The 23648-nt window shown below is 27.2% G+C and carries 23 protein-coding genes and 3 pseudogenes; 22 read left to right on the top strand and 4 right to left on the bottom strand.

From position 1 onward, the window contains the following. Positions 1-179 precede the first annotated feature (179 nt). From BQ2505_RS09120 to BQ2505_RS07330, 9 genes and pseudogenes are all read left to right on the top strand, one after another. A pseudogene (locus BQ2505_RS09120) lies at positions 180-1619 on the top strand (hemagglutinin repeat-containing protein); the annotation flags it as partial. A 105-nt stretch (positions 1620-1724) separates the two neighbouring features. After that, positions 1725-2876 carry a polymorphic toxin type 50 domain-containing protein gene (locus BQ2505_RS09115; RefSeq protein ID WP_392389520.1) on the top strand — a complete coding sequence of 384 codons (1152 nt, stop codon included), beginning with the start codon at positions 1725-1727 and terminating at the stop codon, positions 2874-2876. Between the two features lie 15 nt (positions 2877-2891). Then, positions 2892-3518, top strand: a complete 627-nt coding sequence (locus tag BQ2505_RS07360; protein ID WP_074017119.1) for a hypothetical protein — start codon at positions 2892-2894, stop codon at positions 3516-3518. A 420-nt stretch (positions 3519-3938) separates the two neighbouring features. After that, complete coding sequence (locus BQ2505_RS07355; protein WP_074017118.1) at positions 3939-4187, top strand: hypothetical protein; 249 nt, start codon at positions 3939-3941, stop codon at positions 4185-4187. Between the two features lie 165 nt (positions 4188-4352). Further along, a complete protein-coding gene (nrdD, locus tag BQ2505_RS07350) occupies positions 4353-6539 on the top strand; it encodes an anaerobic ribonucleoside-triphosphate reductase (RefSeq protein WP_074017117.1) in 2187 nt (728 codons plus the stop codon). Positions 6540-6544: 5 nt separating this feature from the next. After that, positions 6545-7051, top strand: coding sequence for an anaerobic ribonucleoside-triphosphate reductase activating protein (nrdG, locus tag BQ2505_RS07345; RefSeq protein ID WP_074017116.1), 507 nt, complete (start codon positions 6545-6547; stop codon positions 7049-7051). A 23-nt stretch (positions 7052-7074) separates the two neighbouring features. Next, entirely contained in the window at positions 7075-7302 is a 228-nt protein-coding gene (locus tag BQ2505_RS07340; RefSeq protein ID WP_074017115.1) for a DUF1653 domain-containing protein, read from the top strand. Between the two features lie 23 nt (positions 7303-7325). Then, a complete protein-coding gene (gene rsmB / locus BQ2505_RS07335; RefSeq protein WP_074017114.1) occupies positions 7326-8633 on the top strand; it encodes a 16S rRNA (cytosine(967)-C(5))-methyltransferase RsmB in 1308 nt (435 codons plus the stop codon). After that, the gene (locus BQ2505_RS07330; RefSeq protein ID WP_074017113.1) at positions 8627-9271 is read left to right on the top strand and encodes an O-methyltransferase; all 645 of its coding nucleotides are present in this window, start codon (positions 8627-8629) and stop codon (positions 9269-9271) included. The genes rsmB and BQ2505_RS07330 overlap by 7 nt, the downstream gene beginning before the upstream one ends. 273 nt (positions 9272-9544) lie before the next feature. Here BQ2505_RS07330 and rbr read toward each other — a convergent pair whose 3' ends face one another. The 4 genes and pseudogenes from rbr to BQ2505_RS08700 form a co-directional block, all read right to left on the bottom strand. Next, positions 9545-10084 carry a rubrerythrin gene (rbr, locus tag BQ2505_RS07325; protein WP_074017112.1) on the bottom strand — a complete coding sequence of 180 codons (540 nt, stop codon included), beginning with the start codon at positions 10082-10084 and terminating at the stop codon, positions 9545-9547. Positions 10085-10679: 595 nt separating this feature from the next. Continuing rightward, a pseudogene (locus BQ2505_RS07320) lies at positions 10680-11723 on the bottom strand (dicarboxylate/amino acid:cation symporter); the annotation flags it as partial. A gap of 132 nt (positions 11724-11855) precedes the next feature. Further along, positions 11856-13142 (bottom strand): ISL3 family transposase, encoded by a 1287-nt coding sequence (locus tag BQ2505_RS07315; protein ID WP_083232296.1) that lies wholly within the window; start codon positions 13140-13142, stop codon positions 11856-11858. A gap of 124 nt (positions 13143-13266) precedes the next feature. Then, positions 13267-13386: pseudogene (locus BQ2505_RS08700) on the bottom strand (dicarboxylate/amino acid:cation symporter); the annotation flags it as partial. A 223-nt stretch (positions 13387-13609) separates the two neighbouring features. Between BQ2505_RS08700 and lepB the strand changes: the two are divergent. From lepB to atpG, 13 genes are all read left to right on the top strand, one after another. Further along, the gene (gene lepB, locus BQ2505_RS07310; RefSeq protein ID WP_074017111.1) at positions 13610-14530 is read left to right on the top strand and encodes a signal peptidase I; all 921 of its coding nucleotides are present in this window, start codon (positions 13610-13612) and stop codon (positions 14528-14530) included. A 14-nt stretch (positions 14531-14544) separates the two neighbouring features. Next, on the top strand, positions 14545-14976 hold the full coding sequence (locus BQ2505_RS07305; protein WP_074017110.1) for a GNAT family N-acetyltransferase: 432 nt from the start codon (positions 14545-14547) through the stop codon (positions 14974-14976). Beyond that, positions 14969-16402, top strand: coding sequence for an adenylosuccinate lyase (gene purB, locus BQ2505_RS07300; protein WP_074017109.1), 1434 nt, complete (start codon positions 14969-14971; stop codon positions 16400-16402). The genes BQ2505_RS07305 and purB overlap by 8 nt, the downstream gene beginning before the upstream one ends. Before the next feature lie 149 nt (positions 16403-16551). After that, entirely contained in the window at positions 16552-17070 is a 519-nt protein-coding gene (locus tag BQ2505_RS07295; protein WP_074017108.1) for a Gx transporter family protein, read from the top strand. Between the two features lie 21 nt (positions 17071-17091). Beyond that, complete coding sequence (gene glmM, locus BQ2505_RS07290; RefSeq protein WP_074017107.1) at positions 17092-18453, top strand: phosphoglucosamine mutase; 1362 nt, start codon at positions 17092-17094, stop codon at positions 18451-18453. 3 nt (positions 18454-18456) lie between these two features. After that, positions 18457-18702: an AtpZ/AtpI family protein gene (locus tag BQ2505_RS07285; protein ID WP_074017106.1), complete on the top strand. Its 246-nt coding sequence runs from the start codon at positions 18457-18459 to the stop codon at positions 18700-18702. Further along, complete coding sequence (locus tag BQ2505_RS07280) at positions 18702-19076, top strand: ATP synthase subunit I (RefSeq protein WP_074017105.1); 375 nt, start codon at positions 18702-18704, stop codon at positions 19074-19076. Before BQ2505_RS07285 ends, BQ2505_RS07280 begins: the two co-directional genes overlap by 1 nt. A 41-nt stretch (positions 19077-19117) precedes the next feature. Then, positions 19118-19870, top strand: a complete 753-nt coding sequence (gene atpB, locus BQ2505_RS07275) for a F0F1 ATP synthase subunit A (protein ID WP_074017104.1) — start codon at positions 19118-19120, stop codon at positions 19868-19870. A 29-nt stretch (positions 19871-19899) separates the two neighbouring features. Next, positions 19900-20169 carry an ATP synthase F0 subunit C gene (gene atpE, locus BQ2505_RS07270; RefSeq protein WP_074017103.1) on the top strand — a complete coding sequence of 90 codons (270 nt, stop codon included), beginning with the start codon at positions 19900-19902 and terminating at the stop codon, positions 20167-20169. Between the two features lie 40 nt (positions 20170-20209). Further along, positions 20210-20701 (top strand): F0F1 ATP synthase subunit B, encoded by a 492-nt coding sequence (gene atpF / locus BQ2505_RS07265; protein WP_074017102.1) that lies wholly within the window; start codon positions 20210-20212, stop codon positions 20699-20701. Further along, positions 20698-21222 carry an ATP synthase F1 subunit delta gene (gene atpH / locus BQ2505_RS07260; RefSeq protein ID WP_074017101.1) on the top strand — a complete coding sequence of 175 codons (525 nt, stop codon included), beginning with the start codon at positions 20698-20700 and terminating at the stop codon, positions 21220-21222. The genes atpF and atpH overlap by 4 nt, the downstream gene beginning before the upstream one ends. A gap of 24 nt (positions 21223-21246) precedes the next feature. Next, entirely contained in the window at positions 21247-22749 is a 1503-nt protein-coding gene (atpA, locus tag BQ2505_RS07255) for a F0F1 ATP synthase subunit alpha (RefSeq protein WP_074017100.1), read from the top strand. Between the two features lie 11 nt (positions 22750-22760). Continuing rightward, positions 22761-23609 carry an ATP synthase F1 subunit gamma gene (gene atpG, locus BQ2505_RS07250; RefSeq protein ID WP_074017099.1) on the top strand — a complete coding sequence of 283 codons (849 nt, stop codon included), beginning with the start codon at positions 22761-22763 and terminating at the stop codon, positions 23607-23609. The last annotated feature ends 39 nt before the right edge of the window (positions 23610-23648 follow it).

The raw sequence follows: 23648 nt of genomic DNA, 5'->3' as shown, positions 1-23648 counted from the left end.
AAAATATAAAATTTATGATAAAAATGATTAAAAAAATATATAAAAGATAGTATGATATTATGGCAGAATAAATAAAGTTAAGCTGAATAGATAGAAATATATTTATTCAGCTTTTATATAGTTTAAAAATAAAAAGTAAGTAAGCAATAATTCCCATATAAATACTTTCCAAAACAGAAGTAGATGCAATTAGAGTTTCAGCTTCTAAATCAAATATGAATAGTAATGGAACTACTTACCAAAGTAGTGGAATATCAGCTGGTGTAACTATTAACTACAATAATGGTTTCCAAACAGAAGGAAATGGGGTAAGTATTTCAGCTTCTCAATCAAAAATGAATAGTAATGGAACTACTTACCAAAATGGTAGATTTGTAAATGTAGATGAAGTGCATAACAATACTAAGAATATGACTCTTTCTGGATTTAATCAAGAAGGTGGAAAAGTTACTGGTAATATTGAAAATCTAACTATTGAAAGTAAACAAAATACATCTACAACAAAGGGAAGTACAAAAGGTGGAAGCTTAAGTGTATCAGCAAATGGTCTTCCATCAGGAAGTGTAAACTATTCACAAACAAATGGAGAAAGAAGAGTTGTAGATAATGCAAGTACTTTCATAATAGGAGATGGAAGTGATCTAAAGGTAGGTAAGGTAGAAAATACAGCTTCTGCGATAGGTACAAGTGAAAATGGAAAATTATCAATAGATGAATATGTAGGACATAACTTAGAAAATGTAGATAAATTAAAAACAGTAGGTGGTTCAGTAGGAGTATCAACTTCTGGAATAACTAGTATAGGAGTAAATTATTCTGATAGAAAACAAGAAGGAATAACAAAGAATACAGTAATAGGTAATGTAGAAATAGGAAAATCTTCTGGAGATGAAATAAATAGAGATTTAGATACAATGACAGAGATAACAGAAGATAGAGATTTTAAAACAGATATAAATATAGAATCTCAAACAATTAACTATATTAAAAATCCTGAAAAGTTTAAAGAAGATCTTCAAATTGCTTTAATAGAAGGAAAAGCAACAGGAAGAACAGTAGTAAAAACAATAGATAATATGATAAATGGTAATAAGAGCCAAGATATAGGGGATGCAGAAAGAAGAAGTCTAATAGAAATAAAGGAAGCAATAGTTAGAGTTCAAACAGCACCTGCAATGGATATTATTGCAAAAGGAAAATTAGAAAGAAAAGAAGTACAAAAAGAGCTTGGAGTAGAAATAGAAAAATTTGATCCAAATGACCCAACATTATCAGAAAAAGTAAAAGAAAGAATAGATGAGTTAAAAGCAGAAGGAAAAGAAATAGTAGCTTTTTATGATAAAGTAACTAAAAAGATATTTATAAACCAAAATGCAAAAGATAAAGAAGTAAGACCGTCACTTGCAAGAGAATGGAAGATAAGAGAAGATTTAATAGATAACAAAGGAAAAGCAAATGATAAAGGACAACTACGTTCAACAGTAGCAGGAGAAATAGCTTATGAAGAAATACAAAAGAGAATAGCAAAAAATAAGGCAAATCCAATAGATATAGCTAAACTAGATAATGCACAAATGAATCCTGATAGTGAGGTTACTGCTGATGGTTATAGAGCAGAGTTAGAAGCTAAAAATGATATAGCAAAAGCAGAAGCTGAATATAGAAAGAAGCTAAAAGAGATAGCTGATAGATACGAGTTTGTCTCTAGTCTTACTCCAAAGGAAATGGATAAAATTGCCAAAGAAAAAGAACAAGCAAGAATAGAAAAAGATAGAAAAATTGCAAAAATTAATGAAAAAATTGGAGTTGTAAGAGAATATGAAAAATATGCTAGAGAAGAAGTACCCCTTCAATTTGAATTAATGAATAGTAGTGCTTATACTTTAGAAAAAGCTGCATATAAAAGTAGATATTTGTACTTAAGAAGAAATATTGATACAACAAAAGAATATAGAGAGGATATAACTGTAGCATATAAAGATGGCTTTAAAGAAGGTATTACTGAAGGAGCTGTAACTGGTGCTGGATATAAACTAGCAGAAAAAATAATAACAGGAACAGCTAGTGTAAGTTCAATGGCAATAGGAGGATTTTTCTTTTGGTCAGAAGATGCAGGAGCTCCAGATCCAACAACTTTAGGTTTAGTTGAGCCTAAGAAAGACCCAAGAAAGAGAATATCTGCAGAAACTGATTTATATATGAGTAGTAGATTTCCAGAATATTATAAACAAAAAGGAGCAGAATATACAGTAATTAGTGATCTTAACTACAAAAATGGAATAAATATTCCTAGAAATCAAGCAGAGAAGATGGATAAAGCAATTTTAAGAGATATAAAAAATTATTATGACTCAACTCCAACTTTAGATAAGAAGCTTTATAAAGAAGATATGAAATTTTTTGCTAATATAGTAGGATTTGAACTTGGGTATAAAGGAGCAAGTAAATTTATACCTAATCGAGTAACATCTACAGAAGGAAATTTAGTGAAAAATGGATTGGAACCAAATAATATTACCAATAATGAACTAAATGAAGCTAATGGAAAATTATCAACTACCGTTAAATCACAAAATGTTAAATTACATGAGGGAAAACAAGGGAAACATGTAGTTGGACACAATAACTTTCAACAAGGAAAGGGCGAAGTAGATATGCAAACAGCTAGTAATATACTTAATGATTTTCAAGGTACAGGACAAAAAATTGAAAGAGATGGAAAAATTGTTAAAGAAATAGTGGATACACAAGGAAAATATAATGGTATATTTATTGACAAAGATACAGGACAAAGAAGTATAACAAGTAGATTTACAATACATTATGATTCAAAAGGAACTGCACATATAGTTCCAGCGAATCCAAATCCAAAATAGAAAAGAGGTATATAAATGAACGATGATACATTTGTTTTTTTAGATGAATTTTTAGATACTGAGCTATACATTTTTTTAAATAAATGTAAAGAAGAAATTTTAAAATTTATATGGAAAGAAAAAAAGATTGAAATAATAGGAAAGTACCAGGAACAACAAGAAAGTAATTACAGTAATGAAGAACCTTTTGATTTGCCTGAAATAGGTTATGATTCAGTTGTTTACAAGGTTCTTAGTAAAATAGAAGAAGATGATTTGAAATGTGGAGAATTTGAGGATTGGGATGGGTGTTTGGTAATTGAAATTTCAATCTATAATTATCCTGATGAAATAAGAAACTTGGATAATGAAATAATATGGACAAAAGAAAATATCAAGAAAGAACATATAGATATAATTAACCAAAAAAATAAAAAATTAGAAGAACTTAAAAAAAGAGGAAGAGAGTATTATAAATATTTAGATGAATTAGAAATTTTAAGAAGAGAAAAAGTAAATACCCCAAAAAGAGAGGAGGAACTTATTAAAAAAATTGAAGAAAGAGAAGAAGTTGGTAAACAATATGCTGAATATAAAAGAAATTTAAAAAAATGGATAAAATTTATGAAAAAATATTTAACAAATAATGAGTATACTTATTAATTAATTTTAAACATAGAAGTGAGATAAAATAATAATTATTAGTCTGAAAGAAGTACCAGTAAAATTGGTATAAATCTTGAAATGATGGAAATATAATTGAATGTACTTCAAAAAAACAATAACTTTAAGATCAAGAATAATACTTTAAAGATATGATATATTAATCATGATAGGAAAAATTGGTTATTTGTCAAATAGTATTGATGAAAAAGTTTAGACCATGACTTAGCATAATTGAGAGAATTTTTGAGAATAAAAACTTAAAAATTCTCTTTTTTCAAGTTATAAGAAAGTATAAAATTAAATAGTAAAAAAATTATCCTCTGACTCCCACATTAGTTCGAAGAGCATATGTTTATTAATTTTATAATTAAATAAAAAAATGTTATAATTATATATCAATATAAAGGAGAATTTTAGATGGAAAGATTAGATTATGAAGAAGTAAAAAAAATTATAAAAGAATTAAAAGAAAATGGAAAATATGAAGAGTATAAAGAAATGTTATTAGATGATTTTGAAGAACACCATATTGTGTATAAACTTGAACAAGATGAAATAATTGCTATAGCCCATAAAAACAATACAATACCATATAAATTAGTTGAATTTTATGATTGGCAACAAATTAATTATTTAATAGAAGAAGATGAAGGGATAGATGGATAAACAAGAAAAAATCATACCTCCTAGAAGTTATACCAACAATATATAGTATAACAAAAATATACAAATACTATATATTGTAAAAAACGCTAAAAAATGATAAAATTAACAAAGATAAGTATTTGGAAGTAAGGAGGGCTACTTTGAAATTATTTAAGTAGAAAAAGTATGAAAAGAGTAATTAAAAGAGATGGGGAAATAGTTGCATTTGATAGTAGTAGAATTGAGAATGCAATAAAAAAAGCTTTTGAAAAAAATTCAAAAGAACCTAATTTAAAATTGATTGAAAAAATAGCAAATCAAATTGATAATATGGAACAAAAAATATTATCGGTTGAAGAAATTCAAGATATCGTTGTTAAAAAATTAATGGCTTCTTCTGAAAAAGATATTGCTATGGACTATCAAAGTTATAGAACGATAAAGACTGAAATTAGAGAAAAAGAAAAAGGTATATACAGACAGATTGCAGAATTAGTTGATGCTTCAAATGAAAAACTTTTATCTGAGAATGCTAATAAAGATGCTAAGACAATATCAGTTCAAAGAGATTTATTAGCCGGGATATCATCAAGAGACTACTACTTAAATAAAATAGTACCTAAACATATAAAATTAGCTCATATTAAAGGGGAAATACATCTTCATGACTTAGATTATCTTTTATTCAGAGAAACTAATTGTGAACTTGTAAATATAGAAACTATGCTAAGTGGTGGATGTAATATAGGAAATGCAAAAATGCTTGAGCCAAATTCGGTTGATGTTGCAGTTGGACATATAGTACAAATTATAGCTTCTGTATCATCTAATACTTTTGGAGGCTGTTCAATTCCATATTTAGATAGAGCTTTAGTAAAGTATATAAAAAAAACCTTTAAGAAACATTTTTTAAGAGGAATAAAATATATAGATAATTTAAGTGAAGAAGAAATAGAAAATTTAAAAGACAAAAATATAGAGTATTCAAATCAAGAATTAAAAAATAAATATCCGAGAACCTTTGCTTATACAGTTGATATGACAGAAGAATCAGTAAAACAAGCAATGCAAGGACTTGAATACGAGATAAACTCTTTATCAACAGTAAATGGACAAACTCCTTTTACAACAATAGGAATAGGAACTGAGATATCATGGGAAGGAAGATTAGTTCAAAAATATGTTTTTAAGACTAGAATGGCAGGTTTTGGAGCTAAAAAAGAAACTGCTATATTTCCTAAAATAGTTTATGCAATGTGTGAAGATTTAAATTTAAATGAGGGAGATCCTAACTGGGATATTTCACAACTTGCCTTTGAATGTATGACTAAATCAATTTATCCAGATATTTTATTTATTACAAAAGAACAGTTAAAAGAAGAAACAGTGGTTTATCCTATGGGGTGTAGAGCCTTTTTATCTCCTTGGAAAGATGAAAAGGGGAAAGAAAAATATGCTGGAAGATTTAATATAGGAGCAACAACTATAAATTTACCAAGGATTGCAATAAAAAATAGAGGGAATGAAAAAGAATTTTACAAAGAGTTAGATAGAGTTTTAGAAATTTGCAAAGATAATTCTATTTTTAGAGCACATTATTTAGAAAATACTACGGCAGAAGTAGCTCCAATACTTTGGATGTCTGGGGCATTGGCTGAAAAAAATGCAAAAGAGACTATTAAAGATTTGATATGGGGAGGATATTCAACTGTATCAATTGGTTATATTGGTTTAAGTGAAGTATCTCAACTTTTATATGGAAAAGATTTTTCTGAATCAGAAGAAATTTATGAAAAGACATTTAATATACTAAAATATATTTCAGAAAAAGTTGAAGAATATAAAAAAACATATAATTTAGGTTTTGCATTATATGGAACTCCCTCAGAATCTCTATGTGATAGATTTGCAAGAGTGGATAAATCTGAATTTGGGGATATTAAAGGCATCACAGATAAAGGATACTATGATAATTCTTTCCATGTATCTTCAAGAATTAATATTAGTCCTTTTGAAAAATTAAGAATGGAAGCACTGGGGCATAAATATTCAAAGGGAGGACACATAAGTTATATAGAAACAGATTCTTTAACTAAAAACTTAGAAGCTATACCAGATATTTTAAGATATGCAAAAAATGTTGGGATACATTATATGGGGATAAATCAACCTGTTGATAAGTGTCATATATGTGGATTTAAAGGAGAATTTACAGCAACAAAAGATGGCTTCACTTGTCCACAATGTGGAAATCATGATGGAAATGAAATGAGTGTAATAAGGAGAGTATGTGGATATCTATCTCAACCTAATGCTAGACCTTTTAATAAAGGTAAACAAGAGGAAATAATGCATAGAGTAAAACACAGTTAATAAAAATGAATTATTCAGGTATAAAATATGCAGATATGATTAATGGAAAAGGAATAAGAGTAAGTTTATTTGTAAGTGGTTGTACTCATTGTTGTAAGAATTGTTTTAATATGGAAACTTGGAATGAGCATTATGGTTCAACTTTCACAATTAAAGAAGAAGATGAGATTCTAAATTATTTTAGAAAATATTCGACTATAGTAAAAGGACTTTCTATATTAGGAGGAGACCCAACTTATCCTAAAAACATTGAACCTCTTTTAAAGTTTATAAAAAAATTTAAAGCAGAATTTAAAGAAAAAGATATCTGGATTTGGTCAGGTTTTACTTGGGAGGAAATTCTAGAAGATGATGCTAGAATTTCTTTAATAAAAGAATGTGATGTCCTGATTGATGGGAAATTTGTTGACGAATTAAAAGACTTAAATCTTAAGTGGAGAGGAAGTTCTAATCAAAGAGTTATTGACATACAAAAAACATTAAAATCTGGAAAAGTTATTGAATATATATAGCTAGATAGAAATAGGCAGGAAAAATGAGAGAAATATTTACAGAAAAAGTTTATAAACATTTTAAAGGAAAAGAATACAAGGTTTTAAATATTGCAAAACATACAGAAACAGGAGAATTGTTAGTTGTTTATCAAGCATTATATGGAGACTTTGGAATATATGCTAGACCTTATGATATGTTTGCTTCGGAAGTGGATAGAGAAAAGTATCCTAATATAAAACAAAAGTATAGATTTGAATTAAAAGATTAATTTCATAAAATTAAGGTGAAGATATGAATGTTAAACAAGTAGCAATAAATCTTATAACACAGGTAGATAAAGGAGGATATTCAAATATAGTTTTAAATGAAACTTTTAAAGCTTTGGATATAAATTCAAAAGAAAAAGCATTTATTACAGAAATATTTTACGGTGTTATTAGAAACAAAGAATTTTTAGATTATATGATATCTAAAATAACTAAAGAAATAAAAAAAGAATGGCTTAGGAATATTTTAAGATTGTCAATTTATCAAATAACTTTTATGAATAGTGATAATAAAGGAGTTGTTTGGGAAGCAACAGAACTTACTAAGAAAAAATATAGTTTACCGATTTCTAAATTTATTAATGGAAGTTTAAGAAACTATATAAGAATAAAAGATGAGGAAATACAAAAATTAGAAGAAGAAAAGAAGTACGAGCTACTATATTCGGTTCCAAAATGGTTTTGTGAAGTTCTCTTAAAACAATATGGAGAGGAAAATTTAAAAAAAGCTATTATAAGTTTAAAGAAAGTACCTTATCTTTCTGTAAGAGTTAATAAATTAAAGTATTCTGAGGAGGAATTTGAAGAATTTTTAGTCAAGAATAATATTCAAATAATTAAAAAAGTTGGAACAGTATATTATATAAATTCTGGATTTATAATAAATTCCGAAGAATTTAAAACTGGGAAAATAATAGCACAAGACGGGTCTTCATATTTAGCAGCATTAAATTTAAATGCAAATATTAATGATTTAGTTCTTGATATATGTGCAGCACCTGGAGGAAAAACAGCTGTAATAGCAGAAACAATGGAAAATAAAGGAGAAGTTATTGCAATAGATATTCATCAGCATAAAATAAAATTAATAGAAAATAATATGCAAAAGTTGGGAATAACTATTGTAAAACCTATTGTGATGGATGCTAGAAATGTTAATAAACAAGGAAGAAAATTTGATAAAATATTAGCTGATGTTCCTTGTAGTGGATATGGTGTAATAAGGAAAAAACCTGAAATATTATACAGTAAAAATAGAGAAAATGTTGAAGAGTTAGCTAATTTACAATTAGAAATTTTAAATTCAGCAGCAGATATATTGAAAGAAAATGGAGAAATGATATATAGTACATGTACTATAACTTATGAAGAAAATACAAGAAATATTGAAAAATTTTTAAATGAAAGAAAAGATTTTAAGGTAGAAAAATTATTTGTTCCTGAAAATGTAGAAGGAGATTATGATAAGTTTGGAGGTTTTTCTATAAATTATAAAGAAGAAGTAATGGATAATTTTTACATAATAAAATTGAGAAAAGAGGGTAAATGTTAGAGGAATTAAAAGAAGCGAACGAATATATATCATCAAAAATAGACAAATATAAAAATCCAAATTTAGAATTATTTAAGGAATTAGAAAAAGATGCAGAGGTAAATAATGTTCCTATAATAAGTAAAGAAATTAGACAATATTTAAAGTTTATAATAAAGACTAATAAAAATATAAAGGATATTTTAGAGATTGGAACTGCAACAGGCTATTCAGGAATAACTATGTTGGAGGAGGTACAAGATAGAGAAGGAACTTTAACAACAATAGAGATTGATGAAGATAGATTTAAAATTTCTCAAGAAAATTTTAAGAAGTCCAATTTGAAAGGAGTGTCTCAGATTTTTGGAGATGCAACAGAAGAAATAGAAAAATTAAATAAAAAATTTGATTTTATTTTTATAGATGCTGCTAAGGGACAGTATAAAAAATTTTTTGAAGATTCCTATAAAATATTGAATGAGAATGGACTTATTTTTATAGATAATATAATGTTCAGGGGTTATCTATATAAAGAAAGTCCAAAAAGATTTAAAACCATTGTAAAAAGATTAGATGAGTTCATTGATTATTTATATGAAAATTATGATTTTGTCTTATTACCAATCTCTGATGGTGTTGGTATAGTTTATAGAAAATAAATAAAGTCTTCTGACAGCCGTATGAGTTCTACGAGCTCAATGAACACAGGCTCTTCGAACTAATACGGACGTCAGAGACTATTTTTTGATATTTATTTTTATACTTTACTATAGAATAATAAAAACCTATCTGTTAAACAGATAGGTTTATTAATTTCATAGAAAAGTATAATTTAAAATAGTTATTAGTCTCTTGACAGCCATATGAGAGTTCTATACGAGTTCAATGAACATAGGTTCTTCGAACTAATAGGACGTCAGAGACTTTTTTAATTAGTAATTAACAACTCTTCTTTTGAAGTTAGCTTTTTCAACTCCACAAACTGGACATTTACCTGGAGCATCAGTTCCATAGTGAATATATCCACATTCCATACATTCCCATGCTACTTTTTCATCAGAATGGAATACTTCATTATTTTGAATGTTTGCAAGTAATTTTCTATATCTTTCTTCGTGTTCTTTTTCGATTTGAGCTACCATTTCAAATTGTTTAGCAATTTTTAAGAATCCTTCTTCTTTAGCTTCTTTAGCAAAAGTTGCATACATATCAGTCCATTCATAGTTTTCACCAGCAGCTGCATCAGCAAGGTTAGTTAAAGTATCAGGTATAGTATCTTCATGTAAAGCTTTAAACCAAAGTTTAGCATGAGCTCTTTCATTATGAGCAGTTGTGTCAAAAAGCTCTCCTATTTGAGCATATCCTTCTTCTCTAGCTTGGTTAGCATAGAAATTATATTTGTTTCTAGCTTGAGATTCACCAGCAAATGCTGTCCATAAATTCTTTTCAGTTTTACTTCCTTTTAAATCCATATCGTATCTTTCTCCTTTTTCTTAACAAAAATATTTATCAAAATATTAATTATAGTTCGAAAGTATTTTATCACTTTCAAACTATAATGTCAAATAAAAAAATAAAAATATTTTTGAAAAAAATAGAAAAATTTAAAAAAATTGTAATAATTACAAAGTTTAAAGAAAAAAATATAAAAAAAGACTCTAGATAGATATATTAGTTTTACAAGTTTGATAAATAGATTATCTTCAAACTAATATATACTCCAGAGTCTAATTTTTATTATTTAAATTTTAATTTATCAACCTTATATAAGCCCCTGATAGCCGTATGAGTTCTACGAGCTCAATAAACACAGGCTCTTCGAACTAATACGGACATCGGGGCTATCTTTTGGATAATTTAAAAATAAGTGAGTTATTTTTCCAGATTTTAGATTAAAAATCAAATAGAGTGAGCCGAACAAATCTTGGCGTGTTTGAGCTAACTTGTTAGCAAGTTAGCGAGTTTTGCCAAATTTGTAGCGAACTCTTGATTTTTAATCGTTAAGAAATCTGGTTATAACGAACTATTTTTAAATCAACAAATTAAAATTTTGTAAATGTTCTAAATTTATTTTCTTTTAAAAATTCCATTTAAAATAAGTGCTAAAGCTCCATCTCCTGTTATATTACATGCAGTTCCGAAACTATCTTGTAAAGCAAATATAGTTATCATAAGACCTGTTCCAGCTTCATCAAATCCTAAAACAGATATAATTAATCCTAAAGATGCTAAAACAGTTCCACCAGGAACTCCAGGTGCTCCAACTGCAAATACACCTAATAAAACAATGAATAATATCATAGTTCCAACAGGAGGAACAGCACCATATAATATTTTAGAAACAACCATAACAAAGAAAGTTTCAGTTAATACAGAACCACATAAATGAGTTGTAGCTCCTAAAGGAATAGCAAAGTTAGTTATTTCTTCATCTAACACTCCTGATTTTTTAACACATTTTAAACTTACAGGAAGTGTTGCAGCAGATGACATAGTTCCAACAGCTGTTAAATAAGCAGGACCATAGAATTTTAATAAAGACCAAGGATTTTTACCAGAAACAAGCCCTCCGATACTATATAGTATGAATATCCAAATATAGTGTCCTACTAAAACAATTAAAATAACTTTTAAAAATACAGGTAATTGTTTAGTAATACTTCCTTCGTATGCAAGTCCAGCAAAAGTTGTTGCAATGAATATAGGTAATAGAGGAATTACTATCTTATTTACAACCATTAACATAATATTGTTAAATTCGTTTAAAAGTTCCTCAGTTCTTTTTGAACCAGTCCAAACTACTGCAAGTCCTAAAAGTAATGCTAAAACTAAAGCTCCCATTACTGAAATTGCAGGTGGAATTTCTACTTTAAATAGTATTTGAGGTAATTCTTTTAAACCTTCAACATTAGAAAGAATGTTTAATTTAGGAATTAAAATATATCCAGCAGTTGCAGAAAAAAGTGCAGCACCTACTGAAGAAATATAAGATAATCCCAACATAGTTAACAACATTTTACTAGCATTTGATTTTAATTGAGTTATTGCAGGAGCAATAAAACCAATTATGATAAGTGGTACAACAAAGAAAATAACTTGACCTAGAAAAAATGGCTATTTGTCAAATAGTGTTGATGAAAAAGTTTAGACTATGACTTAGCATAATTAAGAGAATTTTTGAGAATAAAAACTTGAAAATTCTCTTTTTTTATTGTTACTAAAATTCATTATTGCATAAAAAAATTAGGCATTAATTGAAACAATTCCTTCTTGAATTAATATACGCTTTTTAAAATTGCTAAATTTTGAATATCCAAATGCAGTTCTTTTTATTGATTTAATTTTATTATTTAAACCTTCTATTACTCCATTAGTAATATTAGTTTCAAACATATTTTTAATATATTCCATATATTTTTTAAGAGTTTTTAAAGCAACTCTCATTTTCTCAGAAATTTTTTCTTTACTTCCAAGATATTTTTCTACTATTCCTTCAAATTTTTTAAAATTATTATGTTTAATTGCTTGGATAATATCTTGATATATATTAAAATTAATTTCTAATTCAGGTATTTTATCAAGAATATAATCTACTTTATCTTTACTACTTAATTTGTACTTAAAACTTTGACAGTAGTATTTTATTTCGCAAAGGTCAGGGTAATATTTTAATAATAACTTCCAAAATCTCTTTAATTTTCTTTTTAAAGAAGGATCTTGAATAGAGTTCATAATATATATTCTAGTTTGATTAAATGCTCTGTTAATAAGGTTAACAATATGAAATTTATCTAAAACTATTTCTCCATTAGGAAAGATAGATTTAACTAAGCTAATATATGGAGCATACATATCCATACAAATATATTTCACATTATTTTTAGATTTTAAAGAAAATCTAGAAAAATATTCTGTAAGAGAAGGAAGTCTTCTATCTTCCACTATATCGATAATGCTCTTACTTTGAAAGTCAGCAAAAACAAAAGACATAGCGCCATCAATATTTTTAACAGATTTAAATTCATCAATACAAATAGTTTCTGGTAAATGTTCTCTATTAACTTTAAAATTAGAATAGCAGGTATCCATAATTCTTTGCACAGAAGAGACGGAAATATTATATCTCTTAGCAATAGATGTAAGAGAAATATTTTTTTGAAGTTCAAGCGCGATAGTATATTTAAGATTATTAGATATACTAGAATTATTACTAACAACATTAGTGGAAGGTGAAAAAGTTTTTTTACAATCCTTACAAATATACCTTTGTATAGTAAGCTCAAGTTCAATATTGTAATTCTGGTAAGGAATATACCTAACTTTACGAATTCTTGAACCATTTTTAACAATATTTTTAGAGTTACAATGTGGACAAGCACAGTGATTAGATTTAAGAAATCCTTTAAAAACTTTAATAAAGAAATCGTTTTTTTTAATAATTTGAAAATAGTTTTCTTCTGGAAAAGAAATATTATTATCTTGAATATTTAAGATATTTTTGATAAAATCAGATGGAGACAATGAAATCACTTCCTTTATGGTTATTTTGAGCGATTTAATTTTAACAGGAAAATTTCATTGTCTCAATTTTTTTTTTATTAAAAAATGGCATTAATAGAAATTTTTTCTATCAACACCATTTAGTATACAACCGAAAAAATTTAATTGGAAGAATAACAGAAATAACTTGTTCGTTTGCAACAAAACCTACTATTAAACCAACAATAACACCGATAATTAATTTCAGAATTAAGAAATCTCCTTTTTTTTCCATAATATGCCTCCTTATATATAGTTATATTTAATATTTTATTATTATATATTTTTTTGAAACAAAAAACAATATATTTAATCAAAAAAAATATAAATTTTTAAACTAAATAAAAAGAATACATTTATTATAAATTATGATATAATTAAGAGCAGTAATTTTATATAATTTTGAATATATTAATATCACATAAAATTATAAAATAGTTGAAAATTTGGAGGTAAAAATGTCATTAAAATTCTTAGGCTACTTGATATTTTACTTAATATTAACAGCATTTTTTGTTTATATTTTTGTAAAAGAAAAAAAATTAGCACAAAAAGCAGAGCTTCGTAGAGAGAGATGGTTAGAAAAAATTGTAGAGAAGTTCTTAATTGTAGATGAGAAAAAAATAAAAATATTAAGAAAAACAATGAATTATATAGAAACAATAGTTGTAGCTGGAGTTTTAGTAGTTGTTATACAAAGATTTTATATAGGGAATTTTAAGATACCAACAGGTTCAATGATACCAACAATAGAAGTTGGAGACAGAGTTTTTGGTAATATGATAAAATACAAATTCATGAAACCAGAAAGAAATGAAATTATAGTTTTTGAAGAACCTATTCAAAATAAAGTTTTATATACAAAAAGAGCTATGGGATTACCAGGAGAAACTGTAAAATTTGAAAATCAAAAATTATATATCAATGGAAAAGCTATTGAAGAAAGAAATTATAGTAATTTGGGTATAGAAAATCAAGAATGGGTTGTTCCTAAAAAAGGAGATAAACTAAAAATTATTCCAGCCGGAAATTACACAGAGGCTTATAAAGCATATTCTCTCGATATTGCAAAAATTCAAGAGGAATTAAAAACAAATTCTATGGCAATAGAAGCTTACTTACCTAATTTAAAATTTATTTTGAACGGAAAAGAGACAGGGAAAATATTAGATTTTATTCATGATAAAAAAGTATTATCTGAACTAATCAATGGGAATGAAGTGGAAGTAATTTTAGATAAAGACTATTATTTAGCACTAGGAGATAATACAGATAATAGCTTTGACTCAAGAATGTGGGGATTTGTTGCTGAAAATAGAATTAGAGGAAAAGCTGTTTTGAGATTTTGGCCTTTAAATAGAATAGGAATAGTAAAATAATTGATGAGGTAAAAATGATAGAGATTTTAAAAAAAAATGATGAAAAATATATTTCTCAATTATTAAGATTAGAAAAAGAAATCTTTAAAGATAGTGCTATATCTGAAAAAAGTTTACATAGTATTTTAGATGATAAAAATTATACGGTGTATGTTTATATTATAGATGATAATGTTTGCTCATACCTTGTAAGTTTAGACAGTATAGATGTTTATGAAGTAATCTCAATAGCCACAGCTATTGAATATAGAAATAAACAATGTGCTCAAAAGCTTTTAGATAAAATAAAAAATAAAGATATATTTTTAGAAGTTAGAGAAAGTAATCTCTCGGCAATTAACTTCTATAAAAAGAATAATTTTAAACAAATATCAATAAGAAAAAAATATTACTCAGAACCAACGGAAGATGCAATAATAATGAAATTGGAGGTAAACAATGAATAACGAAATCTACTCAAACCCATTATGTGAAAGGTATAGCTCAAAAGAAATGATGTATAATTTTTCTCCGGATATGAAATTTTCAACTTGGAGAAAACTTTGGATAGCTCTTGCTGAATCTGAAAAAGAGTTAGGATTAAATATTAGCCAAGAGCAAATAGATGAAATGAAAAAAAATATCTATAACATTGATTATGAGTTAGCTAGTAAAAAAGAAAAAGAGTTCAGACATGATGTTATGGCTCATGTTCATACATTTGGAACACAAGCACCCCTTGCTATGCCAATAATACATTTAGGAGCAACAAGTGCTTTTGTTGGAGATAATACAGACCTTATCCAAATAAAAGAAGGTCTTGCTATTCTTAAGAAAAAACTTATAAACGTTATGAATAATTTATCTAAGTTTGCATTAGAAAATAAGGATATTCCAACTTTAGGTTTTACACATTTTCAAGCAGCACAATTAACAACTGTTGGTAAAAGAGCAACTTTATGGCTACAATCTTTATTGTTAGATTTGGAAGAATTAGAATTTAAAGAAAGCACTTTAAGATTTAGAGGAGTTAAAGGAACAACTGGAACACAAGCAAGTTTTAAAGATTTGTTTGAAGGAGATTTTTCAAAAGTTGAAGAGCTAGATATCCTTGTGTCAGGGAAAATGGGATTCACTAAAAGATTTGGTGTAACAGGTCAAACTTATGACAGAAAAGTTGATTCTGAAATAATGAATTTACTTTCAAATATAGCCCAATCAGCTCATAAATTTACTAATGACTTAAGATTATTACAACATTTAAAAGAAATAGAAGAACCTTTTGAAAAGAGTCAAATTGGTTCGTCAGCTATGGCATATAAAAGAAATCCAATGAGAAGTGAAAGAATATCTTCACTTGCAAAATTTGTAATAGCATTGCAACAAAGTACGGCTATGACAGCTTCAACTCAATGGTTTGAAAGAACTCTTGATGATTCAGCTAATAAAAGATTAGCACTTCCACAAGCATTCTTAGCAGTAGATGCAATTTTAATTATTTGGAACAATATAATGGAAGGTTTGGTAGTTTATAATAAAATCATTGAAAAAAGAATAATGAGTGAGTTACCATTTATGGCAACGGAATATATAATTATGGAGTGTGTAAAAGCCGGTGGAGATAGACAAGAACTTCATGAAAGAATAAGAGTTCATTCTATGGAAGCTGGAAAACAAGTAAAAATTGAAGGTAAAGATAATGATTTAATTGATAGAATAGTAAATGATGATTATTTTAAATTAGATAAACAAAAGTTGTTATCATTATTAGAACCTAAGAATTTTGTTGGTTTTGCACCACAACAAACAGAAAAGTTTATAAGTGTTGAGATAAAACCAATTTTAGAAAAATATAAAGATTTAATTGGAATGAATTCAGATTTAAGGGTTTAGTAATAATTAAATGGGTATAAATAAAGTTTTTTGATAGTTGAGTTCTAGGAGCTTAATAAAAATAGGCTCTTTAAACTTATGCTAATATCAGAGACTGATTTTACTATTTAATTTTTTCTATAGAATAAAAAATATAAGGGAGTGGTTTTGTGCAAACTAAAGAATATAGAGAAGAAAAATATTTAATAGCTTTAGTGTTGTTGGGGCTTTATTTGTCACTACTTGAAAATATTATACCAAAACCATTTCCTTGGATGAAAATAGGACTTTCAAATATATCGGTTTTAATAGCTCTTGAAAAATTTAACTCTAGAATGGCTATAAAAGTTGTATTCTTTAGAATATTTATCCAAGCATTAATGTTAGGAACACTTTTCACACCAGGATTTATGATAAGTTTTAGTGCAGGACTTATAAGTACTTTATTTATGATAATTTTATATAGATTTAGAGCTTACTTATCTTTGGTTGCGATAAGTTGTATATCAGCATTTACACATAATTTATTGCAGTTAATAGTTGTTTATTTTTTAATGTTTAGAAATATATCTTTAAATAGTAAATCAATAATATTGTTTATAACATTTTTTTTAGCTCTTGGTGTTTTAATGGGAATTATCACCGGAGTTATTGCAACAAAATTAAATTTAAAAAAAATAAAAATATAAAAATAGGGGAGGAACTTTTCAATGGGGAGATACTTTGGTACAGATGGTATTAGAGGAGAAGCAAATAAAGAACTAACAGTCGATAAGGCATTAAAACTTGGGTATGCTTTAGGACATTTCTTAAGAAAAAAATCAAAAAATACAAATGAAAAAATAAAAGTTATAATGGGAAGTGATACGAGAATATCTGGATATATGCTAAGATCAGCTCTTACAGCTGGTTTAACATCTATGGGAATATATATAGATTTCGTTGGAGTTATTCCAACTCCTGGAGTTGCCTATATAACTAAATTAAAGCAAGCTGCTGCTGGAATAATGATTTCTGCCTCACATAATCCAGCAAAAGACAATGGAATAAAATTATTTAGTTCATTAGGATATAAGTTTTCTGATGAAATAGAAAATGAAATAGAGGATTATATGGATAATGTAGATAAGATATTATCTGATCCGTTACCTGGAGATAAAGTTGGAAAGTTTAAGTATGCTGAAGATGAATATTTTTTATATAAAAATTATTTATCTCAATGTGTTAAAGGGGATTTTAAAGATATGAAAATTGTCTTAGACACAGCAAATGGTTCAGCATATAGAGCAGCTAAAGATGTATTTTTAGATTTAAGAGCAGAACTTGTTGTTATAAATGATGCTCCTAATGGAAGAAATATTAATGTTAAATGTGGGTCAACACATCCAGAAATATTATCTAAAGTAGTAGTAGGTTATGAAGCTGACTTAGGACTTGCTTATGATGGAGATGCCGATAGACTTATAGCTGTTGATAAATTTGGGAAAATTATTGATGGAGATAAGATTATAGCTATACTTGCAACAGCTATGAAAAACAGAGGTGAATTGAATCACAATAAAGTTGTAACAACTGTAATGAGTAATATAGGTTTTGAAAAATATTTAAAAGAAAATGGAATAGAATTATTAAGAGCTAATGTTGGAGATAGAAATGTCCTAGAAAAAATGTTAGCAGATGATATTTCAATTGGTGGAGAGCAATCTGGGCATATAATTTTAAAAGAGTATGCAACTACTGGCGATGGAATACTTTCATCTATAAAATTAGTTGAAGCATTAAGAGATTCTAAAAAAACATTAGATCAAATGGCAACTTTAGTTAAAGATGCACCACAAAAACTTATAAATGTTAAAGTGGATAACATGAAAAAAAATACATGGGATAAAAATGTAAATATAATAACTTTTATTTCTGAAATTGAAAATAAATATAAAGATGAAGTTAGAATATTAGTTAGAAAATCAGGGACTGAACCTTTAATTAGAGTTATGACTGAAGGAGAAAATACAGAACTTGTAGAAAAATTAGCAATTGATATTTCAAATTTAATTGAAAAAGAACTAAATTAAAGAATGAAATGGAATAATTATTTCGATAAAGATTTTTTTAGATACTTAGGTTTATTTTCACAAATAGGCTTAACAATTTTCATAAATGTAGCAATATCAATATATTTATATAAAATAGTAGAAAAATATTTATTTAAAAGTTGGCATTTTTTTATATTTATGATAATATTAGGAATAGTGAATGGTTTTTATAGAGTATATAAACTTATATTCTATAAAAGTGAGAATAATAAAAAAGGAAAAGAATAATGGAAAACATAAAGAAAATTTTTAAAATAGTAATAATTAACACTATAATTTGTTTTCTAATTGGTCTGATATTTCAAAGTAAGTATTTGTTTTTAGGAATGTCAGGAGGTTGTATTATTTCTGTTTTATCATTCTATTTGTTAGCATTGGATAGTAAAGCTATTGCCTATACTAATGATATTAGAGCAGCAAAAAAAATAGCATATTTTGGTTATGCCAGAAGATATTTTTTACATATGATTTTTTTAGGCTTGCTATTATATTTAACTAATGACTTTAAACTTTTTTTAAGTGGATTTATAGGAACTTTAAATGTAAAACTTACTATTTATTTTATGAATGTACTTGAAAAAATAAAAAAATATTTAAAGTAAAAGTAATTAATCAATTTTTTGATTAATGAAAGGAGGTAAGAATGATATTAGGACCAATAGAGTTTACAGAAAGCTCTCTAGTTTCAGGACCGGATATAATTTTTTCGGTATTTGGACTTCCAGTAACTTCAACCGTAGTTACTACTTGGATTATACTCTTTATATTTTTTCTTATTTTTAAATTAGGAACAAAAAAATTAGAGTTAGTACCAGGGAAATTTCAATCTATATTAGAGGGAATATATGAATTTTTAGACTCTACTATTGGGCAAATATTAGGAGCTTGGAAGAAAAAATATTATACATATTTTGCAACACTATTTATGTTTATATTTTTGTCAAATATAATTGCATTTTTCCCTGTCCCTTGGGCTAGAGTTCAAGAGGGAGTATTAGTGATTTATCCAGCATTTAGATCCCCAACAGCAGATTTAAATACAACTGTGTGCTTAGCTATGATAACTACAGTTATGTTTATTTCTATAAATATAAAAAATAATGGGATACTAGGATATTTAAAAGGATTTGCAGATCCAACACCAGTAATGCTACCATTAAATATAGTAGGAGAACTTGCAAAACCATTGAATATCTCTATGAGATTGTTTGGTAATATGTTTGCTGGGGGAGTTATAATGGGACTTGTATATATGGCAGTACCTTATTTTGTTCCAGCAGCTCTACACTTATATTTTGATTTATTTGCAGGATTGGTACAAAGTTTTGTTTTCGTAACTCTTTCTATGGTATATGTTCAAGGGTCTATTGGAGACAAAGAATACATAGAAGCTTAAATAATTAATAAAAAATTAGGAGGATAAATATGGATTTATTAACAGCAAAAACAATAGTATTAGGATGTTCAGCAGTAGGTGCAGGACTTGCTATGATAGCAGGATTAGGACCAGGGATTGGAGAAGGATATGCAGCTGGTAAAGCAGTTGAATCTGTTGCAAGACAACCTGAAGCAAGAGGAACTATAATATCTACAATGATATTAGGACAAGCAGTAGCAGAGTCTACTGGTATTTACTCATTAGTTATAGCATTAATCTTATTATATGCTAACCCTTTCTTAAGCCAATTAGGATAATATTTTTATCATTTAAACTGATGAAAGGAGGTAGGATATTGTGCCAATAATATCTATTGATACTACTTTTTTTTGGCAAATAATAAACTTTTTTGTACTTATATTTATTGTAAAAAAATATTTTAAAGAACCTATAGGAAAAATTATAAGTGAAAGAAAGAAAAAAATTGAAACTGAACTAGTTGAAGCAACTAAAAATAAAAATGAAGCTGAAAAACTTTTGAAAGAAGCTGAGGAACAAATTAGCTCTTCAAGAAAAGAAGCTAGTGAAATTGTTAGAAATGCACAGAGAAAAGCGGAAGAAGAAGCACATCTTTTAATAAAAGAAGCTAGAGATAATAGAGAAAATATTATAAAAGCAACTGAATTAGAAGTTGAGAAAATAAAAAGTGATACTAAGGCTGAATTAAGCAATGAGGTTAAAGCTTTAGCTGCTGAATTAGCAGAAAAAATAATAAATGAAAGAATTGACAGTAAACAGGAAGATTCGCTTATTGACAAGTTTATAGAAGAGGTAGGCGAAGATAAATGATAAAAAGTCAAGTTGGAAAAAGATATGCAAAAGCAATATTTGATATTGCAGAAGCAAAAAATCAAATAAAGGAAATATATGAATTATTAAATTCAGCTATGGAGCTTTATAAAAAAGATATTGAGTTTAAAAATTTTATTATAAACCCTTTAATTGATAATGAAAAAAAGAAAGTTGTGTTACGTGAAATTTTTGAAAATTCTGATGAAGATAATCTAAATATTTTACTTTATATTTTAGATAAAAAAAGAATAAACTGTATTAAATATATTGTTAGTGAATATTTGAAAATATATTATGCAAAAAATAGAATTTTAAATGTTGAAGCAACTTTTACAAAAGAATTAACGGAAGAACAAAAGAAAAAACTTATAGAAAAACTATCTCAAAAAACTGGAAAAGAAATAAACTTAGATGTAAAAATTGATAAAAATATTCTAGGTGGAGGAATTCTAAAAATTGGAGATAGGGTTATTGACGGCTCTATTCGTAGAGAATTAAATAACTGGAAAAAAAGTTAAGGTCTTTAATGGAGGTGTAATAATTTGAAAATTAGACCAGAAGAAGTAAGTTCTATTATAAAAAAAGAAATAGATAGTTACAAAAAAACATTGGAAATAAAAACTTCTGGGTCTGTTCTTGAAGTTGGAGACGGTATTGCAAGAATATATGGTTTGAGTAATGCTATGTCTGGAGAGCTTCTTGAATTTCCCCATGGAGTAATGGGAATGGCTTTAAACTTAGAAGAAGATAATGTTGGAGCCGTTATCCTTGGTAATGCCTCTCTTATAAAAGAGGGAGATGAAGTTAGAGCAACTGGTAAAGTTGTTTCTGTTCCTGCTGGTGAGAATTTATTAGGAAGAGTTATCAATTCACTAGGAGAGCCAATAGATGGAAAAGGGAATATAGTTGCAGATAAGTATATGCCTATTGAAAGAAAGGCTTCTGGAATTATATCAAGACAACCGGTTACTGAGCCACTTCAAACTGGTATTAAATCAATAGATGGTATGGTACCTATTGGAAGAGGACAAAGAGAACTTATAATTGGAGATAGACAAACAGGTAAAACAGCTATTGCTATTGATACAATAATTAATCAAAAGGGTCAAAATGTAAAATGTATTTATGTTGCAATAGGTCAAAAGAGATCAACTGTTGCACAAATATATAAAAAATTAAGTGATTTAGGATGTATGGATTATACAATTATAGTTGCTGCAACTGCATCTGAAGCAGCTCCTTTGCAATATATGGCACCTTATTCTGGTGTAGCAATAGGGGAATATTTTATGGAAAAAGGAGAGCATGTCTTAATAATTTATGATGATTTATCTAAACATGCAGTAGCTTATAGAGAGATGTCTTTACTACTTAGAAGACCACCTGGACGTGAAGCTTATCCAGGGGACGTATTCTATTTACATTCAAGATTACTTGAAAGAGCAGCTAAACTATCTGATGAATTAGGTGGAGGTTCTATAACTGCTCTTCCTATAATTGAAACACAAGCAGGAGATGTATCAGCATACATACCTACAAATGTTATTTCAATTACAGATGGACAAATATTCTTAGAGTCACAATTGTTTAACTCAGGATTTAGACCAGCAATAAATGCAGGTATATCTGTATCAAGAGTTGGAGGAGCTGCTCAAATAAAAGCTATGAAGCAAGTTGCTTCAAAAGTAAAACTGGAGCTTGCACAATACACAGAGTTATTGACATTTGCTCAATTTGGGTCTGATTTAGATAAAGCAACTAAGGCTCAACTTGAAAGAGGACATAGAATAATGGAAATTTTAAAACAACCACAATATCAACCATTTACTGTTGAAAGACAAGTAATCTCTTTCTATGCAGTTATAAATGGACATTTAGATGATATTGAAGTTGTAGATGTTAGAAGATTTGAAAAAGAATTACTAGAATATTTAAAATCTAATACTAACATTTTAACTGAAATAGCAGAGAAAAAAGCATTGGATAAGGATTTAGAAGAAAAAGTAAAATCTGAAATAGCTACTTTCAAAAAAAGTTTTAATTAAGGAGTAAAATTATGGCTGGAATGAAAGAAATAAAAAGTAGAATAAAAAGTGTTCAGTCTACTCGTCAAATTACTAATGCTATGGAAATTGTTTCTACGACAAAATTTAAAAAGTATTCTAAATTAGTTGTAGAATCAAGACCTTATGAAGAAAGTATGAGAAAAATTTTAGGAAATATAGCTTCTGGTGTAAAGTATGAAAAACATCCATTGTTTGATGGTAAAAAAGAAGTTAAAAATATTGCAGTAATAGTTATTACTTCAGATAGAGGTCTTTGTGGAAGTTTTAATAGTTCAACTTTAAAAGCACTAGAAAGATTAGTTTCAGAAAACAAAGATAAAACTATAACAATAATTCCAATAGGGAAAAAAGCCATAGACCATGCTAGTAAAAAGAAATATGATTTTTCAGAGTCTTTTTCAAAAATAGCACCTGAAGAAATGAATAGAATAGCTAAAAATATTTCAGAAGAAGTTGTAGATAAATATAATAAGGATATATTTGATGAAATTCATATAATCTATAATAAATTTATTTCAGCTTTAAGATATGATTTAACTTGTGAAAAAATAATTCCTATCAAAAGAATAGAAGGAAGTGTAAATAGTGAATATATATTTGAGCCAGATACTGACTACATTTTATCTTCGCTTTTACCAAGATTTATAAATTTACAAGTATATCAAGCTATTTTAAATAACACTGCAAGCGAACATTCAGCTAGAAAAAATTCTATGAGTAGTGCTACTGATAATGCAGATGAAATGATAAAAACTTTAGATATAAAATATAATAGAAATAGACAAGCTGCAATAACTCAAGAAATAACTGAAATAGTTGGAGGAGCATCTGCTTTATAAAAATTTTAAATAAATAATGTGAGTAAGGAGGCAATAGTA

The organism is Fusobacterium massiliense, from assembly GCF_900095705.1.
In the GTDB taxonomy this organism is placed as follows: domain Bacteria; phylum Fusobacteriota; class Fusobacteriia; order Fusobacteriales; family Fusobacteriaceae; genus Fusobacterium; species Fusobacterium massiliense.
This window is presented reverse-complemented; position numbering and strand designations above follow the sequence as displayed.

Excerpts from the sequence above, each read along its gene's own strand:
- BQ2505_RS09115 (WP_392389520.1), top strand. The coding sequence starts at position 1,725 with ATGGATAAAATTGCCAAAGAAAAAGAACAAGCAAGAATAGAAAAAGAT.
- BQ2505_RS07360 (WP_074017119.1), top strand. The coding sequence starts at position 2,892 with ATGAACGATGATACATTTGTTTTTTTAGATGAATTTTTAGATACTGAG.
- BQ2505_RS07355 (WP_074017118.1), top strand. The coding sequence starts at position 3,939 with ATGGAAAGATTAGATTATGAAGAAGTAAAAAAAATTATAAAAGAATTA.
- nrdD (WP_074017117.1), top strand. The coding sequence starts at position 4,353 with ATGAAAAGAGTAATTAAAAGAGATGGGGAAATAGTTGCATTTGATAGT.
- nrdG (WP_074017116.1), top strand. The coding sequence starts at position 6,545 with ATGAATTATTCAGGTATAAAATATGCAGATATGATTAATGGAAAAGGA.
- BQ2505_RS07340 (WP_074017115.1), top strand. The coding sequence starts at position 7,075 with ATGAGAGAAATATTTACAGAAAAAGTTTATAAACATTTTAAAGGAAAA.
- rsmB (WP_074017114.1), top strand. The coding sequence starts at position 7,326 with ATGAATGTTAAACAAGTAGCAATAAATCTTATAACACAGGTAGATAAA.
- BQ2505_RS07330 (WP_074017113.1), top strand. The coding sequence starts at position 8,627 with ATGTTAGAGGAATTAAAAGAAGCGAACGAATATATATCATCAAAAATA.
- rbr (WP_074017112.1), bottom strand. The coding sequence starts at position 10,084 with ATGGATTTAAAAGGAAGTAAAACTGAAAAGAATTTATGGACAGCATTT.
- lepB (WP_074017111.1), top strand. The coding sequence starts at position 13,610 with ATGTCATTAAAATTCTTAGGCTACTTGATATTTTACTTAATATTAACA.
- BQ2505_RS07305 (WP_074017110.1), top strand. The coding sequence starts at position 14,545 with ATGATAGAGATTTTAAAAAAAAATGATGAAAAATATATTTCTCAATTA.
- purB (WP_074017109.1), top strand. The coding sequence starts at position 14,969 with ATGAATAACGAAATCTACTCAAACCCATTATGTGAAAGGTATAGCTCA.
- glmM (WP_074017107.1), top strand. The coding sequence starts at position 17,092 with ATGGGGAGATACTTTGGTACAGATGGTATTAGAGGAGAAGCAAATAAA.
- BQ2505_RS07285 (WP_074017106.1), top strand. The coding sequence starts at position 18,457 with ATGAAATGGAATAATTATTTCGATAAAGATTTTTTTAGATACTTAGGT.
- BQ2505_RS07280 (WP_074017105.1), top strand. The coding sequence starts at position 18,702 with ATGGAAAACATAAAGAAAATTTTTAAAATAGTAATAATTAACACTATA.
- atpB (WP_074017104.1), top strand. The coding sequence starts at position 19,118 with ATGATATTAGGACCAATAGAGTTTACAGAAAGCTCTCTAGTTTCAGGA.
- atpE (WP_074017103.1), top strand. The coding sequence starts at position 19,900 with ATGGATTTATTAACAGCAAAAACAATAGTATTAGGATGTTCAGCAGTA.
- atpH (WP_074017101.1), top strand. The coding sequence starts at position 20,698 with ATGATAAAAAGTCAAGTTGGAAAAAGATATGCAAAAGCAATATTTGAT.
- atpG (WP_074017099.1), top strand. The coding sequence starts at position 22,761 with ATGGCTGGAATGAAAGAAATAAAAAGTAGAATAAAAAGTGTTCAGTCT.